Consider the following 16885-nt stretch of genomic DNA (forward strand, 5'->3'; position numbering starts at 1 on the left):
CATTCTCACGAGTTTATGCTTTGGGGTTAATAACACGGTGTTTAAGATTAGTAACGGAAAAGCCATTTCAAAAATTCATGTTCAGTTTTTCTTTTACTCAGTAGCTTTTATCCTGACAGCGAGTTTCGGACTTCTAAGCGGTCAGTTTCATCCGCATTGACTTTCATTCAAGAAATAGGCGTATTTTGCATGCTCGTTGCTGCCGTCGTGATTCAATATGCACCACACGCAAAAACAGACATTCGGGAAATGGGGTCTGACCCCAAAGGACACAGAATTGTCGAAATTTCCCCAATTAAATTATCAGAATTATTGTATTATTTAGATAGGCTACTTTAATAACTTAGTTATTCCTTTACCTACTTCTCAGAATCAAAAATAGATTAGAAAGGAGTATCGTGTTTATGAGACTCATCAAAAAATCATTTAAAGAATTATTGCAAGAGAATAAACAAGAATTACTTAACGATAAAAAAGCATTAGAAAAAATTGAAATACGTATTGAAGAACGCCATGAACTTAAAAAGCTAGCTTAACAAAGCTAGCTTTTTGGATGTTTATCAAATTCTTTTCACCAAAGATCAGACTTAATACCAAAGATTTTTTACGGTGGGTAGGAATAACAGTAACAAAACTTCATTAAAACCCAGCGTTTTTTGCTAATTCACATATTATAGAATGTGTTTTTCAGTGCTCTCGGTGTTTGCCTGCATCATCATTAACCAATCAATAAGCTGAGTTGGATTGTTGACCATTTACAATCGCAATACCGGAGCTTGCACCGATACGAGTTGCACCCGCTTCTACTAACGCTTCCACATCAGCAAGGTTGCGGACTCCACCTGAAGCTTTAACGCCTACATCCGATCCAACTGTTTTACGCATTAATGCGATATCAGTTACTGTTGCTCCTCCTGTAGAGAAACCAGTAGATGTTTTGACAAAGTCTGCACCTGCCTTTACAGAAAGCTCACATGCACGTACTTTTTCTTCGTCTGTCAATAAGCATGTTTCGATAATGACCTTTGTTATTGCTTTTCCTTGTGCCGCATCAACTACTGCTTTAATATCGTTCAAAACAAGTTCATCGTTTCTATCTTTTAAAGCACCAACATTAATAACCATATCCACTTCTGTTGCACCTTTTTCAATAGCATCTCTCGTTTCAAATGCTTTTGTTTCAGGAGTAGAAGCTCCTAATGGGAAACCGATGACTGTACATACTTTTACATCCGGCGTATCCTTCAATATTTGGAAAGCAGTTTCAATTTGTGAAGGGTTCACACATACAGATGCAAAACGATGCTCCTTCGCTTCTTTCGCCAATTGAATAACGGCTTCACGGCTAGCATCTGCCTTTAATATTGTATGGTCAATCAAGCGAGCGATTTGTTCTTTATTCATATTCATTCCTCCGTTAATTTTAGATTAGAAATAACCATTACAGTAAGTTCCGCAATGCTTAATATCAATGAATTTCTGCATGTACAAGAACAGGGTCCGCTACTTTTGTAAGTGAAAATCTGTATGATTCATAAATGCGTTCTATAACATCATCGACATTTTCGCGATTGCTATAAATAGTAACAATTGTGTCGCCTTTTTTCACTTCATCACCGATTTTCTTATGCAACATTAATCCGACAGCCAAATCCACAACTGAGTCTTTTGTAGCGCGTCCCGCTCCAAGAATCATAGCTGCTGTACCGATGCTATCCGCTTCGATTTCTGCTACATATCCATCTTCTTTTGCCAATACCGGAATTTCATATTGAGCTCTTGCCAGTTTAAATGGATCGTCAATAACAGAAGCATCCCCACCTTGCGCAATCACGAACTCCTTGAATTTTTCAAGTGCTTTACCATTCGCAATGACTTCTTCAAGCATTTCACGTGCTTCTTCAACCGTTTCTGCATGCTTAGCCAAGACAACCATCTTGCTGCCTAATGTCAAGCAAAGCTCTTCCAAATCTTTAGGTCCTTCGCCACGAAGAGTATCGATTGCTTCTTTCACTTCAAGTACATTACCAATTGCGAATCCAAGCGGTTGATCCATGTCAGAGATAACTGCCATTGTATCACGACCGACATTTTTACCAATCTCAACCATTGCATGAGCCAGTTTTTTAGCACTTTCCACATCTTTCATGAAGGCACCGGCACCCACTTTTACATCAAGCACGATTGCATCAGAACCTGAGGCAATTTTCTTACTCATAATGGAGCTTGCCATTAATGGGATGGAATTAACGGTAGCTGTAACATCACGCAGACCATATATCTTCTTATCCGCTGGAGTCAAGTTTCCCGTTGGCCCTGTAACAGCGACTTTCACTTCATTTACTTGATTGATGAACTGGTCAGCTTCTATTTCTGAGCGGAAGCCAGGGATAGATTCGAATTTATCCACTGTACCGCCAGTGTGACCAAGCCCACGTCCAGAAAGTTTCGCAACTGGAACACCAACCGCAGCAACTAGTGGAGCAAGGACGATTGTCGTTGTATCGCCGACACCACCAGTGCTATGCTTGTCGACTTTAATACCGTCAATAGCTGACAGATCAATTTGGTCACCTGAATTAACCATTGCCATTGTCATATTTGCTGTTTCTTCAGCCGTCATCCCCTTAAAGAATACAGACATTAAGAAAGAAGACATTTGGTAATCAGGAATAGAATCACTTGTATAACCTTCAATTATAAAATTGATTTCATCTTTCGTTAATTCACCACCATCGCGTTTTTTCTCGATTAAATCTACCATTCTCATGTAATCCAACTCCTCTTGTATATGTTATTTTGCTCTTTATGAATTGTTTGATTTATTGTGCGCTGAATAATGCTGCCCTTTTGGTTGTTCCGAAAGCGTCTTTCAATTAAAAAGTATTTCGTTGATTTATCCCTGCCGAGCATTAATGCTTCCGCCTTCAAGAACGGAAAAAGATATTCGTCGTAAAACTAGCTTTGATATGGGACGATGACATTCTTTGAATTTTATTTAATCAGTTTTGAACAAACGTAAAAAACCACTTGAACGTTTGTAAAAAAGGGCATCGCGTGATCCGTAGTGTTCCTCTTTGGGATCCTTTCCATATTTAAGAAACTGCTTGTTTTTGCTGACTTGCTCTAAGATCGACAGCTCCCTTGATGAAATACAGAATGGAAACTGACAAAACTACCAGCCACAAACGCTGAATCACCAAGTCTCCCCACATTCCGATAAACGAAAGAAGGGCCGGGAAAGTCAAAGTCACAAAAGACTGCACAAGAGCCACTTTACCGACATACTCTTCAATCGGTTTCTTTAAAATATTAAGAGCATAGAATAAATACCATAAAAATGCCCACATCAGCCAAGTCAACGCTGTCACATAATCATGAAATTGAACGATTGAAACAAGCGTATAGAAGATAGCGATCATTGTCACCCAAGCGGAGAACCATCCTAAGCCACTACCGTCCATTCCTTTATAGAATGTGACGGATACATATAGAAATGTTAGGCCAAATAAGAAGGTAGCCGCAAGTCCATAGATTGTCCAATTGCTCTGATCCGAGATCATAATTAGATAGAAGGGGATGACGATTTGCAGAATCCCCACTAAAAAATTTAAGATAGCCACACTCTTAGCTTCTGCCTTTCCTTTTAACATTAAACCATTAAGGAATAATACAGCGCCTGAAAGCAGTATCCCTACATTTATCATAAACAAGTACCTCCTGTTGGTGCATCGTTCTCTTGCAGAGAGACGAATGAAGAAAAAAGTAACATATACCCATTTTTCAGGAGTTACTTTTTTCCTTTTCTATTTAGATGATTAATCCGACGATTGTAGCTGTCAAGATACTCACAAGTGTAGCTCCATAAAGAAGTTTCAACCCGAAGCGCGCAACAACATTTCCTTGTTTTTCATTCAAGCCTTTTACCGCACCGGCAATAATACCGATGGAAGAGAAGTTAGCGAATGATACAAGGAATACTGAAATGATGGCTAGCGTATGAGTACTAAAAGTGTTAGCTACATCCCCTAGACTTATCATAGCAACAAATTCATTCGTTACAAGTTTCGTCGCCATAATACCGCCAGCTGAAATAGCCTCTGCCCAAGGAACACCCATTAAGAATGCAATCGGCGCAAACAGGTATCCTAAGATTTCCTGGAACGAAATACCAAAGATCATATCAAACAATGCATTAATCAAGGCCATCAATGCAACGAATCCAATAAGCATGGCACCAACAATAACGGCCACTTTGAATCCGTCCATGATATATTCCCCAAGCATTTGGAAGAAGGACTGCTTCTCTTCATCTTCAATAGTAAGGATATCTTCATTTTCATCTACTTTATACGGGTTGATAATGGACGAAATAATGAACCCACCGAACAAATTCAGCACAATCGCTGTTACGACATATTTCGGTTCAATCATGGTCATGTAAGCACCGACAATGGACATCGAAACCGTTGACATTGCAGATGCACACAGTGTATACATCCGTTGAGGCGAAATTTTAGCTAATTGTTTCTTGAGTGTGATAAACACTTCCGATTGACCTACCATTACTGACGCAACAGCGTTATAAGATTCCATTTTCCCCATTCCATTGACCTTACTTAACAACCAGCCAACCCATTTCATGAATATAGGTAGGATTTTAAAGTGTTGCAAAATACCAATTAATACAGATATAAAGACAATTGGCAAAAGTACATTGAGAAAGAATGAATATTCACCTTCATTAGCCAATCCTCCGAATACAAATGAAACCCCTGCACTAGCATATTCCAATAAACGATCGAATACATTCGATACCCCTTTAATTAAAGTGTAACCGAAGCGTGTATTCAATAGTACGGCAGCCAATACAAATTGAATGATTACCATAAGAATGATGTTCTTATACTTAATTTCCTTTTTATTTTTGCTTACTAAAAATGCCAAACCGAAAACTAGTAATAATCCACAAAATGATATTAGGTATCTCATAAGTCCCTCCAAATGTTACGGTGTACCACCAGCAAAACGCGAGTTGCTAGCGGTATCCCTTTATGTGCAATCTTTTAATGATAGATATAGCCGAATAATACATCACTATTTATCGAAATGGCGTTTAGCCTCTCTCCATATCCTTGGATGTAAAATAACCAGGCAACAGTTGTTCAATTGTCGTTTCATGAATATCACCATTTAGGTTTGCAAGATAGATTTTTGTATCTTGATTTGCAAACTCTGCGATTACTTGCCGACAGGCTCCGCATGGAGATACTGGCCCGTCCGTATCAGCCACAATCGCAATCGCCTTCATTTCTGTTTCTTTCTCTGAAACCGCTTTAAAGATAGCCGTACGTTCAGCACAATTCGTTAATCCGTACGAAGCGTTTTCAATATTGCATCCAAGAAAAACCTGATCATTTCCTGACAAAACGGCTGCTCCTACATTAAATGTAGAATATGGTGTATATGCACTTTCTCTAGCTTTAATTGCCTGATTCACTAATGCAAACTTGTCCATTTCAATTTCTCCATTTCTACTTTTATAATTTTCTGTTTTTCAGATAATAACTGGTATCACAACCATTGTGATTAGGCTAGTGTACGGTGCTTAATGCTACATCCTTCATGGTAACTGGTGGCGTTTTAACGCCATTCAGGTTTTCTAGGAAAGGTTGTAATATTTCAACATCCTCCTAAATACGATAAATAGCGATTTTAAAGGTCAGAAGTCAGACAACTAAAATTTAGTACGAACATCTGTAATCCACGTATTTTACATTTCGCACACAATTAAGGATTGAAAACATTTAAGTATAATCTATACTTTTCTTTTCACTTCCTTCGCCTTTCTATCTCGATTTGCTAAACAATTGAAAGAACTTTACTCCCAAGGGGAAAGCGCTGTCAAACCGCATTAGCCAAACCCAGATAAATTAAATTCATTTGATTTCACTATAGCAAATCATTAAACATTTGTAAAACACTAAATTAACTTATGTAAAATTACCACAATATCCTTATATTGCCTTTTATGTTTCTCAAGCCAAAAAACCTTAGTAAATCTACCATTTAGCAAAGCCTGATTAGGATGGCACCTGAAAAAACACGGGAACCAAAGGGCTACCGCGTTTTTCCAATCTTATGTTTCTTTATTTAAAAGTATTTTTGCCGTGTTAGCATCTGTAATCAATACATTACTCATTTTCGACTTAATCGCTCCCCTAATACCATCGACCTTCTTCAAACCGCCGGCTACAAGAATGGAGTGTTCTTTGTTCTTCAAGTCTTCCAATTCAACGCCAATTGTTCTAGCATTTAAATCTGTATTACAAATATGACCATCTTTATCAAAAAAACGGGAAGCAATATCACCGACAGCATGCTCTGAAATGACCTTTTCATCTTCTTCTGTAAAATAACCTAATTGAAAAAGAAGCGAATCGTTTTGCGGTACTCCAACCGTATAGATAGCAATATTCGCTTCTTTTCCAAGCGTAAGCAATTTACGAATATGACGGTCTGCGTCTATGGCTTGTTTAACAACGACATGATCAACAATTGCCGGTAAAGGGAGGTGATAGAGCATGGCATCGAACGCTTTCTCGAATAAATTTAATGCTTCTGAAGCATAGGTTTTATTTTGAGAATGGCTGACCCCGCCCTTCAACTGGACAATTTTCACGTCCCGTACTGATTTATGCTTAAGATGCAACGCTACTTGGTACATAGTTGTTCCCCAAGTGATACCGATAGTATCACCATCATTGACAATACTGCTAACATAGTCGGCAGCACCCTTGCCGATCGCCTGTTTTACAACATTCTCTTCGTATAGCGGTACAGAAACGACAATTGCCTTTTTCAGACCAAATTTCTCTTCAAGTTCCTCCTCCAACATTCGACAGTTCTCTGATGGATCCATAATCTTGATCTCAACAATTCCTTCTTCTTTCGCCTGTTGCAGAATCTTTGATACAGTTGGTCTGGAAACACCAAGTTTCTTGGCAACTTCCATTTGGCTAAAATCCATTAAATGATAGAGCTTTGCCGCTTCAACCATCTTTTCAATTTTTTCAGAATTCATTATATTCAGCCTTTCGCATGCACATTTGTACTTATATTGTTACACATATGTATTTATCCACGCAAGACCATTCCTCTTTTTGTAAGTCTCTCCATCTAAATTCTCGATTTAGGCGGATAAGTTCACTGAATTTCCGGATAACTAATCTACTCTTTACGTTAACGTGGTTATCAAACGCAATTTTGATAAATCTTTCACCTATTACTAGTCGAATATAATAGAAAAAAGGAATTTTACAGAATTAGAAATTGTTAGTTGGAAAATTAGATATTTGTTCACATAAAAGCCAGTGATTCCTTAACATCGGAAAATCGTCTTTTTCATCCAAAATTTGTTCTATATGAAACGCATTAAACAATCAATAAAATTACGCATAACCGATCAATATCCTTTTTAGGAGTTTGATTGATCTTTGCAATAAAGTCTTGAACATTTTTACGAATTTCCTGCACCGGCTCGTAAAACACACGATAAACAGCAGATGTTTCCACCCACTTCCATAGCCCTTTAATCGTGTTTAGATTAGGACTGTTTGGGGAAAAAAAGCTATAGGCGTTCTTGATGTTCCTCTATAAAGGGTGGGATCAACTTAGCATGATGAATTCGGGCATGAATAAGCACACCAAATAATTTTACACTTTGGTGTTGATCTCAAGCACGATCTACCTTCATCGTAGGAATATTAAGGAAATGTAAATGAAATAATTTATCCTCTTTCTCAATGATCCCTATCTTTTTAGCATCTTGATTTCCCCACGATGAGGACATCATAAGATATGTTTGACATTTCTTGAAGTGTTTTTATCGGTATCCAATTATTCTTATATTGCACAACGGTATACACTCTCCCCCTCATAATCTTACAATTAAAATGTATGTAATACCGCTTACCTTATATGTCAAATTGTTTAATAAACTATTCGCCAATAAAGTAGGCTTTGCTACCTTGAGCAAAAGCTACTTTTTTGACGAGTTTCTTCTATGTTAATTCCAATTAATAACAGTATTGCTATCCTATTTAACTTTATTAATAAAGGCCATTCTGCCATTTATGATTCGCTCCGGGCTCACTAATTGAAAACTATTAGCTGTATGTGAAAAATCAATTTTAAGTTCTTTTTCAAAAAAGAGCAGTTTTGACTTTTCCATTAAAACAGCACGGTTATTCGTATTAAATAATTGATCGTTATTTTCTTCCGCAGAAGAGACAAACCATAAAGTCGGGATGCCGCCAGCACATCCAAAAAACTCGTTATCATCGATTTCGTATTTTATTTTCAATATTCCTTTTTGTTCCCCAATTTTTTTGTTCAGTTCTTCTATCGCATTGTCTGTTATGGTGATATTCAACGGGCACACTTCCTTTTACTCGCTTCCTTATTAAATAGGTTAACCTATATTGTACGGAATATTTTGTACCTACCATTCGGTACAACTTTAGTTTAGCACTCTCGTTTATTGATTGCAAGTATAGAAACCACATGTTTATCTAAACAAAATGATACTGCAAATATTGCATTCAAAAAAACACTCCATCTAAATTGTTACAACTAGATAGAATGTCGTATTTTAGTAATTTGTTAGCCATGCAGACTTTAAGCCCATTTAATAAGAATATACGCAATAGCGATTACTGAGATCACACCTAATCCTACATAGATTAGTGTTAAATTCGTTAGATTTCTTTTTGTAGCTGTGCTATAATTTTGATCACTTTTCCCAGCTAGTTTAATTGTAGAAATAGCTGCAAATACGCTGATAATAATGACTAGTATCATACTAACCTTCATGAAAATCTCCCTCCGAGTACTTTTTCTATTTAGTTCACTCCAGTTTTCTCTATCTTCAGAATATTTTTCTTTTTCTTAATTATAATAGAACCACTTTATCTTATGTCATCCACTTTTCAATAAAATTGACCAACCACTTAAGTACAATCATGATCACTCTTGCTACAGTAATCAAGAAACTACACATTACCTTTGGATATGGGTCCTAGTTCCGAAATACAAAAAAGGAGAGCATCACTACCAGTTTCTCTCCTTTTTAACAGAAAAGCAATTTCCCCTCTCTGTTTCCCTATAATATTGTAAAAGGATTCCCCGAATAAGCTGTATGTATATAGCTCCAATCCCACTCATTAAAAAAGAACACTCTTCTCAATTTGCTTCATACTGTAAAAGTATCCTCTTTTCTCCATAAGCTCTATGAACGAGCCAGATTCGACGACCATCCCTTGGTCCATTACGATAATCTGATCCATTTTGTCTAGGCCTGTTAAGCGGTGACTTACAAGAACGAGTGTATCGTTTTTAGCTTGATTAAATAGGTGCCTATACATGTTTTGTTCCGTCCATGCATCCATTGACGAAGTCGGTTCATCTAATAACCATAAATGGCCTCCCTTTAATAGAGTGCGAGCAATTGCCAGCTTTTGTTTTTCTCCCCCAGATAGATTTTCTCCTTTTTCATAAACGGCTTGATCTAACGTGTATCCGTCAAGCTGGACCTTTGCTAACGCTGCTTCTAATTCCTCATCTGTTGCATTCCCTCTGGCAATCAGTAAATTTTCTTTGATGGTCCCGTAGAAAAAATGATTTTCCTGCAGAACCACATTCATGCTTTTCCAAATGCTTTCTTCTGGAATCATATCAACGGAAATATCATTTAGTAATATCCTTCCATCATCAGCAATCTGCATTTTCATAAGCAACTGTAGCAATGTCGATTTCCCTGAGCCGGATGGGCCAACAATCGCTGTCTTTGATCCAGGTGGCAAGGTTAGCGAAACCTGATTCAGTACCGGTCGGGTATGATCAGGAAAAGCGAAGGATACCTTGTTTATTTCAATCGCGATGGCACGTTGATCCAATTCACGAGTCTCGCTACTGAGCTCCGATTTCACTGGAGCATCCTTCCCCACTACCGAAAAAAGGCGGGCTGCCGCTCTTCGACTGTCTTCGAAATGAACAGGGAAGGCGGCCAATGGAATCGAGTATTCAAACACATTCAGGGAAATCATCACAAGCATGGCAAGATATAGACCATCCAATTTACCGCTGACAACTTGGTAAGCCCCTAGCGCAACTATAGCCCAGGACACACCATTGGCGATTAACGTATTCAACGTTTGACTGAAATTGGCCAAGCCTTCCTTTCGCTCTTGCTCTCTTATGTACAGATTGGAAAGCTCAAGCAACCGCCGTTCTCTTTCTTCCAACTTCTGATAGATTTTCAAGTCACGGAATCCGTAAAGAAACTCGGTTACTTCAGTAGACAATTCGCCGCGCTCACTTTGAATTCCCTGCTCAATATGCCTTTGCCTTAGTGCGAATAAAATCGGGACGATAAAACCAGTTAAAATCATACCTGCAAGTAATGACAAGGCAACATAAACCGAGTAGAAAGAAGTAAAAACAATCGTACTTAAAAACACAAGAACGAAAACAATGGGCGGATAAAAAACGCGGAGAAAGAAGTTTTGCAAACTTTCCACATCGCCAACAATGCGAGAAAGAAGATCGCCGCTTCGATACTTTTGTAAAATACCTGATGCCAGTGGTTCCAACTTCTCAAAAAAGGCAACACGTAAATTACCTAAAATAGAAAAAGTCGCCCGATGTGAAAAAAAACGCTCTGCATAACGACTGAGAGCACGAAGAATCGAACATAGTTTCAATAACGCCAACATCACCGTCATCGTATACAAAGGTGGTACAAGGGCTGCTTTTGAAATCAAATATCCACTGGAAGCAAATAAGCTAATCGCAACGATCCCTGCGAAAAATCCAAACAAAATGGTATACAGGATGTCTTTCTTCTCTATCACCACTAACCGAACGACAAGTAATAAATCCTTCATTTTGCACCCGCCCCTTGTTGCGCAAACACCATATTACGATATTCTGTGACTGTTTCGATAAGCTTCTTATGTTTTCCAGTCGCAACTAGTCTGCCATTTTTCAAAAATAAAATTTGATCGGCATCTTGAATCGTATAGAGACGGTGAGCAACCGTGATCACGGTCGAATTCTGGCTCAGTTCGCTCATCGATGCTTGCAATATTTGTTCTGTATATAGATCAAGCCCTGTCGTAGGCTCATCAAAAAGAATAAGGGAAGGTCTCTTTAAAAACGCCCTTGCGAGTGCAACCCTCTGCTTCTCGCCTCCAGACAGGCCCCTTCCTGCTTCGCCAATCACTGTATCAATCCCACGTTCAAGCGATTGAATCATCCTTGATAGCCCCGCTTTTTCAGCGGCTTTTTCTACTTCCTTCATGGAGGCTCCCAGATCCCCGCCAATACGGATATTTTCTGCAATCGTTCCAGAGAAAAGATATGGATTTTGAGAAATATAACTAACTTGATTAAACCAGCTCGCTTCCTCGTACTCAAAACGCGGCTTCTTATTCATCTGGATCACTCCTGCAGTAGGTTCCAACAATCCAGCTATGATATGCAAAAGTGTTGTTTTCCCAGACCCATTAGGACCGACAATTGCTGTCTTCTCAAAAGGAAGAATCGAGATATTCAAATCCTTTAACGAAAAATCCCCTTCATCATAAGTAAACTTTAGTCCCTGGATTTCTATAGCAGGCGGGGGACTACCTTTAGGCAAATGCAAGGTCCCCCATGAGATTGATTGCTCTTCTTGTGTTAATTCGTCTGCTATCTTTTGAGCCGCCCCCATACTCCCACGTCCAGCATGAAAGGCACTTCCCAGGTCTTTTAGTGACAAGTAAAAATCTGGTGCCAGTATTAATATGAAAAAGGCGGAGAAAAAGGTGATATTTTCGAAAACAACAAGGCGAAGACATAGCTCAAATGCAATCAAGCCAATACTAAGCGTCGAAATGAACTCTAATGTAAGCGAAGATAAAAAGGCGATTTTGAGTACTTCCATAGTAGCATCGCGGAAATCAAAGCTACTTTTTTTAATGGCTTCTTTTTGCTGACTCGCTCGACCAAAAAGCTTAAGCGTTGTTAGACCTTGTAGAATATCGAGAAAATGACCCGAAAAAGCGGCCATCTTTTCCATCTGGTTTTCTGCTTTTTTTTGCGTTTTCATCCCGATAATGATCATAAAAACCGGTATAAAAGGTGCTGTAATCAGCATAAGAAGACCTGAATAAGCAGGTTGGGTAAATACAGCAAGCAAAATAGCAACAGGCACAATTGCGGTTTGGATAATTTGAGGAATGTAACTGCTGAAATAGCTGTCGATTTCATCTACCGCATCCATTACCGTACTTACCTTCCGCCCCGTCTGCCCACTCAAGGAAGTCTGGATCGGATTTTTGGCATATTTTACAAACAACGTTTCCCTTACTTCCCTTTTCACTTTTGAAGCAAGTTTGATGCCCATTCTTCTTCCCACATACATGAATACCACCCTGGCGAAAAGTACGGCAAGCAAAATGCCTAACGGAAGCTCAATAGCACTAAAGGAAGCAGCTTTTAGAAAGACCAAATCAACAATTTTCACAAAATAATAGGCTTGTATAATTATTACAGCGCCTGTCAAACAAGCGAAAAGAACCAAGAACAACATGGTTCCTCTCTTTGCAAACGCCATTTTTTTTAGCTGATTCATAACATTGCCGATCTCCCAACTTTATCCCGGTTTACCTAACCATCAGTGGAGGCTAACAAATCCCGACTGATGGAAGTTTCACTTTATCATTCCTGCTTCCTTTGCCTCATAATCCGGGTACCTTTCAAGTCAACGGTATGTGTCTTTCCCCTTCGCCCCCCAGACAAATAATAGGACGATGGCGATTACGACAATAATCCATGGTGCTACCATAATTAAGAATGTAGTCAAGAACCCACCTCCTATTTCTTTCCTTGTACATACTGGTTGCTAAATACAAACAATCGCATAAGCAGAATTAGCGATGGAATAAGCAATAATAAACCGGCAACAAAGGTAATGATTAAAGCGATGGCCATTGCTTCATTCGTAAATCCGTCGTAAATCGAAAGATACGGGTAAAGTAGGTAAGGTAAGTGAGCAGCCCCATATCCAGAAAAGGCAAAAGCATATTGAAGCATGACGAATATGAACGAAAGACCCAACCTCTGTTTTTTCCAAATGAGATAGACCGCACCAAGAAAAAAAAGGCTCGATAGAATGAACATCCAGGAGAGGTCAAGCATACGGCTGAAATGCTCCCAGTTATGGTGACTGATTGATAAAAATACAAGAAAACTTGCTAAAATGGTGGGCAAACTCCAGGAAAGGGCATATTTTCTCAAAATATCAAAAGCCTCTGTGTCTCCAGCTTTGTGTGCATAATACGTTAAAAAGCAGGCAGAGATGTACAATACACTCACAATTGCCAAAATAATTACGCTCCAAGAATAGAAACTTGTAAATAACTCCCCATAATCCAAAGAAACATTGCCATTACTAACGTTGATATATCCCCCTTCGGAAATGGTTAAGACTGTGGATAAGGAGGCAGGAATAAAAAGACCTGTTGCACCATACAAAAATTGCGTCCACGTTGCCTTCTTTGGACCGTAGTGGTGGAATGCATAGTAGGAGCCACGAATGCAAAGCAGAATCGTCGCAATACTACCTGGTATTAGTAAGGTTGTCCCGTAATAATAGGCAACTGACGGAAAAAAACCAAGTAAGCCTACATAAAAGAATACTAGGAATACATTTGTCACTTCCCAAACGGGTGATAAATAACGATTAATCACTTTATGAACAATGGGTCCTTTTCCCGTTATCGTTGTATAATAGTTAAAAAAACCAGCACCGAAATCAATGGACGCCACAATGACATAGCCGTATAAAAAGGTCCATAGCACCGTAATGCCGAGTAGTTCATAGCTCATATCAACGTTTCCTCCTTATTCGATCCCTTGTTTTTTTAATTCCTTCTCAAGCGGGCTCGCTTTGAATACCCTTTTGAGTACAATAACGATAGAAATGGCCAATACGAGATACAACAAAATAAATAGTATGAGCATCGTGTCAACATGATTTGATGTTGTCGCAGCTTCTGCAGTGCGCATAACCCCTCTAATGATCCATGGTTGACGTCCTTGTTCTGCCATAAACCAACCGGCTTCAATCGCAAGCATAGCAAGCGGCCCTCCCACGATAATAGCGCTTAATAATGGCTTGTTAAATTCATTCCACTTTTTCCTGTACTGCATACAAAAATAGATAAAGGCAACAAGAGCAAGAAACATGCCGATTGTAACCATCCAATCAAAGTAATAATGGACGACCAAAGGAGGCCAATCCTCGACTGGAAATTCCTCTAACCCTATTACTTCTGCCCCTGGAATTCCATGCGCCAGAATGCTTAGTGCATATGGAATTTCGATGGCCTGATTAACTTTATTGTTTTCATCTAAAGAACCGGCAAAGATTAGCGTCGCTCCTTTCTCTGTTTCAAAATGCCACTCGGCTGCAGCGAGCTTTTCCGGTTGGTATTGAGCGAGGTATTTCCCTGATAAATCCCCAATCAAGGCCGTACTTATAGCAAAGGCAAGTGCGACAGTCATTGATAATTTCAATGCTTTTTTATGATATACATGGTCCCTCCCTCTTAAAATGGAAAAGGCCGCTATCATCGCCAAAATAAAGGCTGCGGTTAAATAAGAGGATGCCAAAACATGCGTTACCTTTGTTGGTGTGGCTGGATTGAACATCGCCATAATCGGATTCACATTTGTTAAAATGCCATTTTCATAATTAAAACCGATCGGTGAATTCATGAAGGCGTTCACAGTCGATATGAAAAAAGCTGAAGCTCCACCACCTAAAAAAACAGGGAGTAACAAGAGAAAATGAGCATATTTGCTCTTAAACCGATCCCATGTATAGAGATAGATCCCCAGGAAAATGGCTTCAAAGAAAAAGGCAAATGTCTCCAGGAATAAAGGAAGGGCAATGGTATGACCAGCTGCTTCCATAAAATTCGGCCACAATAAGCTGAGTTGTAAGGAAATCGCCGTCCCGGTAACGACACCAACAGCAACAGAGATGATATACCCTCTAGTCCAGCGCCTTGCAAGCACATGGTAATGCAAGTCATTTCGTTTAATTCCGATCCATTCTGCTAACGCAATAAGAAGTGGAATCCCAACCCCTAGAGTGGCAAAAATGGTATGAAAACCTAATGTAACACCGGTTAAAATTCGGCTATATAAAACGGGATCATACTCGACCAATCGTGAATCCTCCTTTACTTCATATTAAAAAACAGGACTTGGGTAGAAACAGCGTACTCTAACTCATTCATATATTCTTCAGAAATCGTCTAATGACAATAGGGCCTTCAAAACAAGTTGTACATGGTCAAGCAAACACTCTAGTGATTCTACCAACCCTTTTTTATTGCCACTTGTCCGCTATCCAAGACTGTACATGTTACTTTTTGACTTTTCTATAAAAATTATTCATATCCCATAAAGTTACCCATTTTTTATTCTTAAAACCTCTTTTATATTGTTAGCATCACTACTCTTACTAGTACCTCTTATAAAGTGAGGCCTCCATTAGTAAACAATATTTGGGCGGATCAAAGAACAAAAAAAAGCAGAAAACCTTTACGGTTCCTGCTTATATATATATATTATATTAATGTAATTTTTTCTTTGATCCATCCATTAGATATCACATGATTTCAATCAGAAATACCTCTGAACCCCACCATTGTATTCCATCATTTTCAATTAATCCAATTTATCTCCTCAACTGCCACTATTTCTCAACATCTTCATGAACTTTTTGTGACATATTTATCTTTTGATTGTATTTTTATATAGATGGTAATAAGATAGAAACGTCAGTTTGTGAAAAGATTAACACTTTATCTAAATAACTAAGAAATATAAGGGAAAGGGGTACTACTATGAAGTTAAAATGGGCTCTATTAGCCATGATTTTCACGGTTTCTGCTGTGCTATCTGGTTGTGAACCACTATTGGTCTTGGACCCTAAAGGGCCGCAAGCCAAAGTGCAAGCCGATGATATTATGTTATCCATCTGGATCATGTCTGGTATTGTTATTGCTGTTTTTGCAATTTTAGTATTCGTGTTAGTTAAATACCGCGCTTCTAAACAGAGTGCAGATTATGAACCTCCACACATTGAAGGAAATATGCTTGTTGAAGCAATTTGTATTGGTGTTCCAATTATCATTGTCATTTTCCTTTCTGTTATGTCTGTTAAGAGTAACTATGAAGTAGAGGCCACACCGAAGGGATACGAAGGTCAAGAACCAGTAGTTATTTACGCTTCATCCTCTAACTGGAAATGGCATTTTAGTTATCCTGAAGAAGGTATCGAAACCGTTAACTATGTAAATATTCCAGCAGGTCGCCCACTTGAATTCAAACTTTATTCATACGGACCAATTACTAGCTTCTGGATTCCACAACTTGGTGGACAGAAATACGCAATGGCTGACATGGTTACAACATTACATTTAGCAGCAGACGAACCTGGTGAATTAATGGGCCGAAATGCAAATTTCAGTGGAGCAGGATTTGCTGAAAATACGTTTGATGTTCAGGCAATGTCCCAAACTGACTTTGATAAATGGGTAAAAGAAGTGCACGATACAGCTAAACCTATTACTGAAGAAAAATTTAATGAGTTATTACAACCTGGACATCTTGGACGATCCACATATACTGGAACGCATTTAGAATTCTCACCAGCTCCAGAACATAATCATGGTTCAGCCGATTCTGATAAGGATTCAGAAGAAGGCGAACACCATCATGAATCAAGTGATTCTGAGAAAGAAACAGATCATAGTCATCATTAATA

Annotated in this window: 16 protein-coding genes; 3 read left to right on the forward strand and 13 right to left on the reverse strand. The window is 38.7% G+C overall.

What is annotated here, in order from left to right:
• Positions 1-156: 156 nt before the first annotated feature.
• Positions 157-339: a hypothetical protein gene (locus tag ACIQZI_RS16315; protein WP_403074741.1), complete on the forward strand. Its 183-nt coding sequence runs from the start codon at positions 157-159 to the stop codon at positions 337-339.
• 65 nt (positions 340-404) lie between these two features.
• Positions 405-536: an FbpB family small basic protein gene (locus tag ACIQZI_RS16320; protein ID WP_082675147.1), complete on the forward strand. Its 132-nt coding sequence runs from the start codon at positions 405-407 to the stop codon at positions 534-536.
• Positions 537-726: 190 nt separating this feature from the next.
• On the opposite strand, the gene deoC is transcribed toward ACIQZI_RS16320, so the two are convergent.
• The 13 genes from deoC to ACIQZI_RS16385 all read right to left on the reverse strand — a co-directional run bounded on the left by deoC (position 727) and on the right by ACIQZI_RS16385 (position 15279).
• Positions 727-1404: a deoxyribose-phosphate aldolase gene (gene deoC, locus ACIQZI_RS16325; protein ID WP_062184523.1), complete on the reverse strand. Its 678-nt coding sequence runs from the start codon at positions 1402-1404 to the stop codon at positions 727-729.
• A gap of 64 nt (positions 1405-1468) precedes the next feature.
• Entirely contained in the window at positions 1469-2770 is a 1302-nt protein-coding gene (locus ACIQZI_RS16330) for a pyrimidine-nucleoside phosphorylase (protein WP_403074745.1), read from the reverse strand.
• Between the two features lie 325 nt (positions 2771-3095).
• Positions 3096-3707, reverse strand: coding sequence for an AmiS/UreI family transporter (locus ACIQZI_RS16335; RefSeq protein WP_062184529.1), 612 nt, complete (start codon positions 3705-3707; stop codon positions 3096-3098).
• 103 nt (positions 3708-3810) lie between these two features.
• Entirely contained in the window at positions 3811-4992 is a 1182-nt protein-coding gene (locus ACIQZI_RS16340; protein ID WP_403074748.1) for a NupC/NupG family nucleoside CNT transporter, read from the reverse strand.
• A gap of 124 nt (positions 4993-5116) precedes the next feature.
• Positions 5117-5518, reverse strand: a complete 402-nt coding sequence (locus tag ACIQZI_RS16345) for a cytidine deaminase (RefSeq protein ID WP_062184536.1) — start codon at positions 5516-5518, stop codon at positions 5117-5119.
• A gap of 621 nt (positions 5519-6139) precedes the next feature.
• Positions 6140-7084, reverse strand: coding sequence for a DNA-binding transcriptional repressor DeoR (locus ACIQZI_RS16350; RefSeq protein WP_062184539.1), 945 nt, complete (start codon positions 7082-7084; stop codon positions 6140-6142).
• Positions 7085-8098: 1014 nt separating this feature from the next.
• On the reverse strand, positions 8099-8434 hold the full coding sequence (locus tag ACIQZI_RS16355; protein ID WP_403074753.1) for an iron-sulfur cluster biosynthesis family protein: 336 nt from the start codon (positions 8432-8434) through the stop codon (positions 8099-8101).
• Positions 8435-8679: 245 nt separating this feature from the next.
• Positions 8680-8874, reverse strand: a complete 195-nt coding sequence (locus tag ACIQZI_RS16360) for a hypothetical protein (protein WP_403074755.1) — start codon at positions 8872-8874, stop codon at positions 8680-8682.
• A 350-nt stretch (positions 8875-9224) separates the two neighbouring features.
• Entirely contained in the window at positions 9225-10946 is a 1722-nt protein-coding gene (gene cydC, locus ACIQZI_RS16365; protein ID WP_403074758.1) for a thiol reductant ABC exporter subunit CydC, read from the reverse strand.
• Positions 10943-12676 carry a thiol reductant ABC exporter subunit CydD gene (gene cydD / locus ACIQZI_RS16370; protein WP_403074761.1) on the reverse strand — a complete coding sequence of 578 codons (1734 nt, stop codon included), beginning with the start codon at positions 12674-12676 and terminating at the stop codon, positions 10943-10945. The genes cydC and cydD overlap by 4 nt, the downstream gene beginning before the upstream one ends.
• 129 nt (positions 12677-12805) lie before the next feature.
• Positions 12806-12907, reverse strand: coding sequence for a cytochrome bd oxidase small subunit CydS family protein (gene cydS, locus ACIQZI_RS16375; RefSeq protein WP_400626655.1), 102 nt, complete (start codon positions 12905-12907; stop codon positions 12806-12808).
• An 11-nt stretch (positions 12908-12918) separates the two neighbouring features.
• Positions 12919-13932: a cytochrome d ubiquinol oxidase subunit II gene (locus tag ACIQZI_RS16380; RefSeq protein ID WP_403074765.1), complete on the reverse strand. Its 1014-nt coding sequence runs from the start codon at positions 13930-13932 to the stop codon at positions 12919-12921.
• Between the two features lie 15 nt (positions 13933-13947).
• The gene (locus tag ACIQZI_RS16385) at positions 13948-15279 is read right to left on the reverse strand and encodes a cytochrome ubiquinol oxidase subunit I (protein ID WP_403074768.1); all 1332 of its coding nucleotides are present in this window, start codon (positions 15277-15279) and stop codon (positions 13948-13950) included.
• A 683-nt stretch (positions 15280-15962) separates the two neighbouring features.
• Between ACIQZI_RS16385 and qoxA the strand changes: the two genes are divergently transcribed.
• A complete protein-coding gene (qoxA, locus tag ACIQZI_RS16390) occupies positions 15963-16883 on the forward strand; it encodes a cytochrome aa3 quinol oxidase subunit II (protein ID WP_403074771.1) in 921 nt (306 codons plus the stop codon).
• The last annotated feature ends 2 nt before the right edge of the window (positions 16884-16885 follow it).

The organism is Peribacillus sp. NPDC096379 (assembly GCF_044762875.1).
Taxonomy (GTDB): domain Bacteria; phylum Bacillota; class Bacilli; order Bacillales; family DSM-1321; genus Peribacillus.

What these genes read in the sequence shown, in the direction of transcription:
- ACIQZI_RS16320 (WP_082675147.1), top strand. Translation starts at nt 405, where the DNA reads ATGAGACTCATCAAAAAATCATTTAAAGAATTATTGCAAGAGAATAAA.
- deoC (WP_062184523.1), bottom strand. Translation starts at nt 1,404, where the DNA reads ATGAATAAAGAACAAATCGCTCGCTTGATTGACCATACAATATTAAAG.
- ACIQZI_RS16330 (WP_403074745.1), bottom strand. Translation starts at nt 2,770, where the DNA reads ATGAGAATGGTAGATTTAATCGAGAAAAAACGCGATGGTGGTGAATTA.
- ACIQZI_RS16335 (WP_062184529.1), bottom strand. Translation starts at nt 3,707, where the DNA reads ATGATAAATGTAGGGATACTGCTTTCAGGCGCTGTATTATTCCTTAAT.
- ACIQZI_RS16340 (WP_403074748.1), bottom strand. Translation starts at nt 4,992, where the DNA reads ATGAGATACCTAATATCATTTTGTGGATTATTACTAGTTTTCGGTTTG.
- ACIQZI_RS16345 (WP_062184536.1), bottom strand. Translation starts at nt 5,518, where the DNA reads ATGGACAAGTTTGCATTAGTGAATCAGGCAATTAAAGCTAGAGAAAGT.
- ACIQZI_RS16350 (WP_062184539.1), bottom strand. Translation starts at nt 7,084, where the DNA reads ATGAATTCTGAAAAAATTGAAAAGATGGTTGAAGCGGCAAAGCTCTAT.
- ACIQZI_RS16360 (WP_403074755.1), bottom strand. Translation starts at nt 8,874, where the DNA reads ATGAAGGTTAGTATGATACTAGTCATTATTATCAGCGTATTTGCAGCT.
- cydC (WP_403074758.1), bottom strand. Translation starts at nt 10,946, where the DNA reads ATGAAGGATTTATTACTTGTCGTTCGGTTAGTGGTGATAGAGAAGAAA.
- cydD (WP_403074761.1), bottom strand. Translation starts at nt 12,676, where the DNA reads ATGAATCAGCTAAAAAAAATGGCGTTTGCAAAGAGAGGAACCATGTTG.
- ACIQZI_RS16380 (WP_403074765.1), bottom strand. Translation starts at nt 13,932, where the DNA reads ATGAGCTATGAACTACTCGGCATTACGGTGCTATGGACCTTTTTATAC.
- qoxA (WP_403074771.1), top strand. Translation starts at nt 15,963, where the DNA reads ATGAAGTTAAAATGGGCTCTATTAGCCATGATTTTCACGGTTTCTGCT.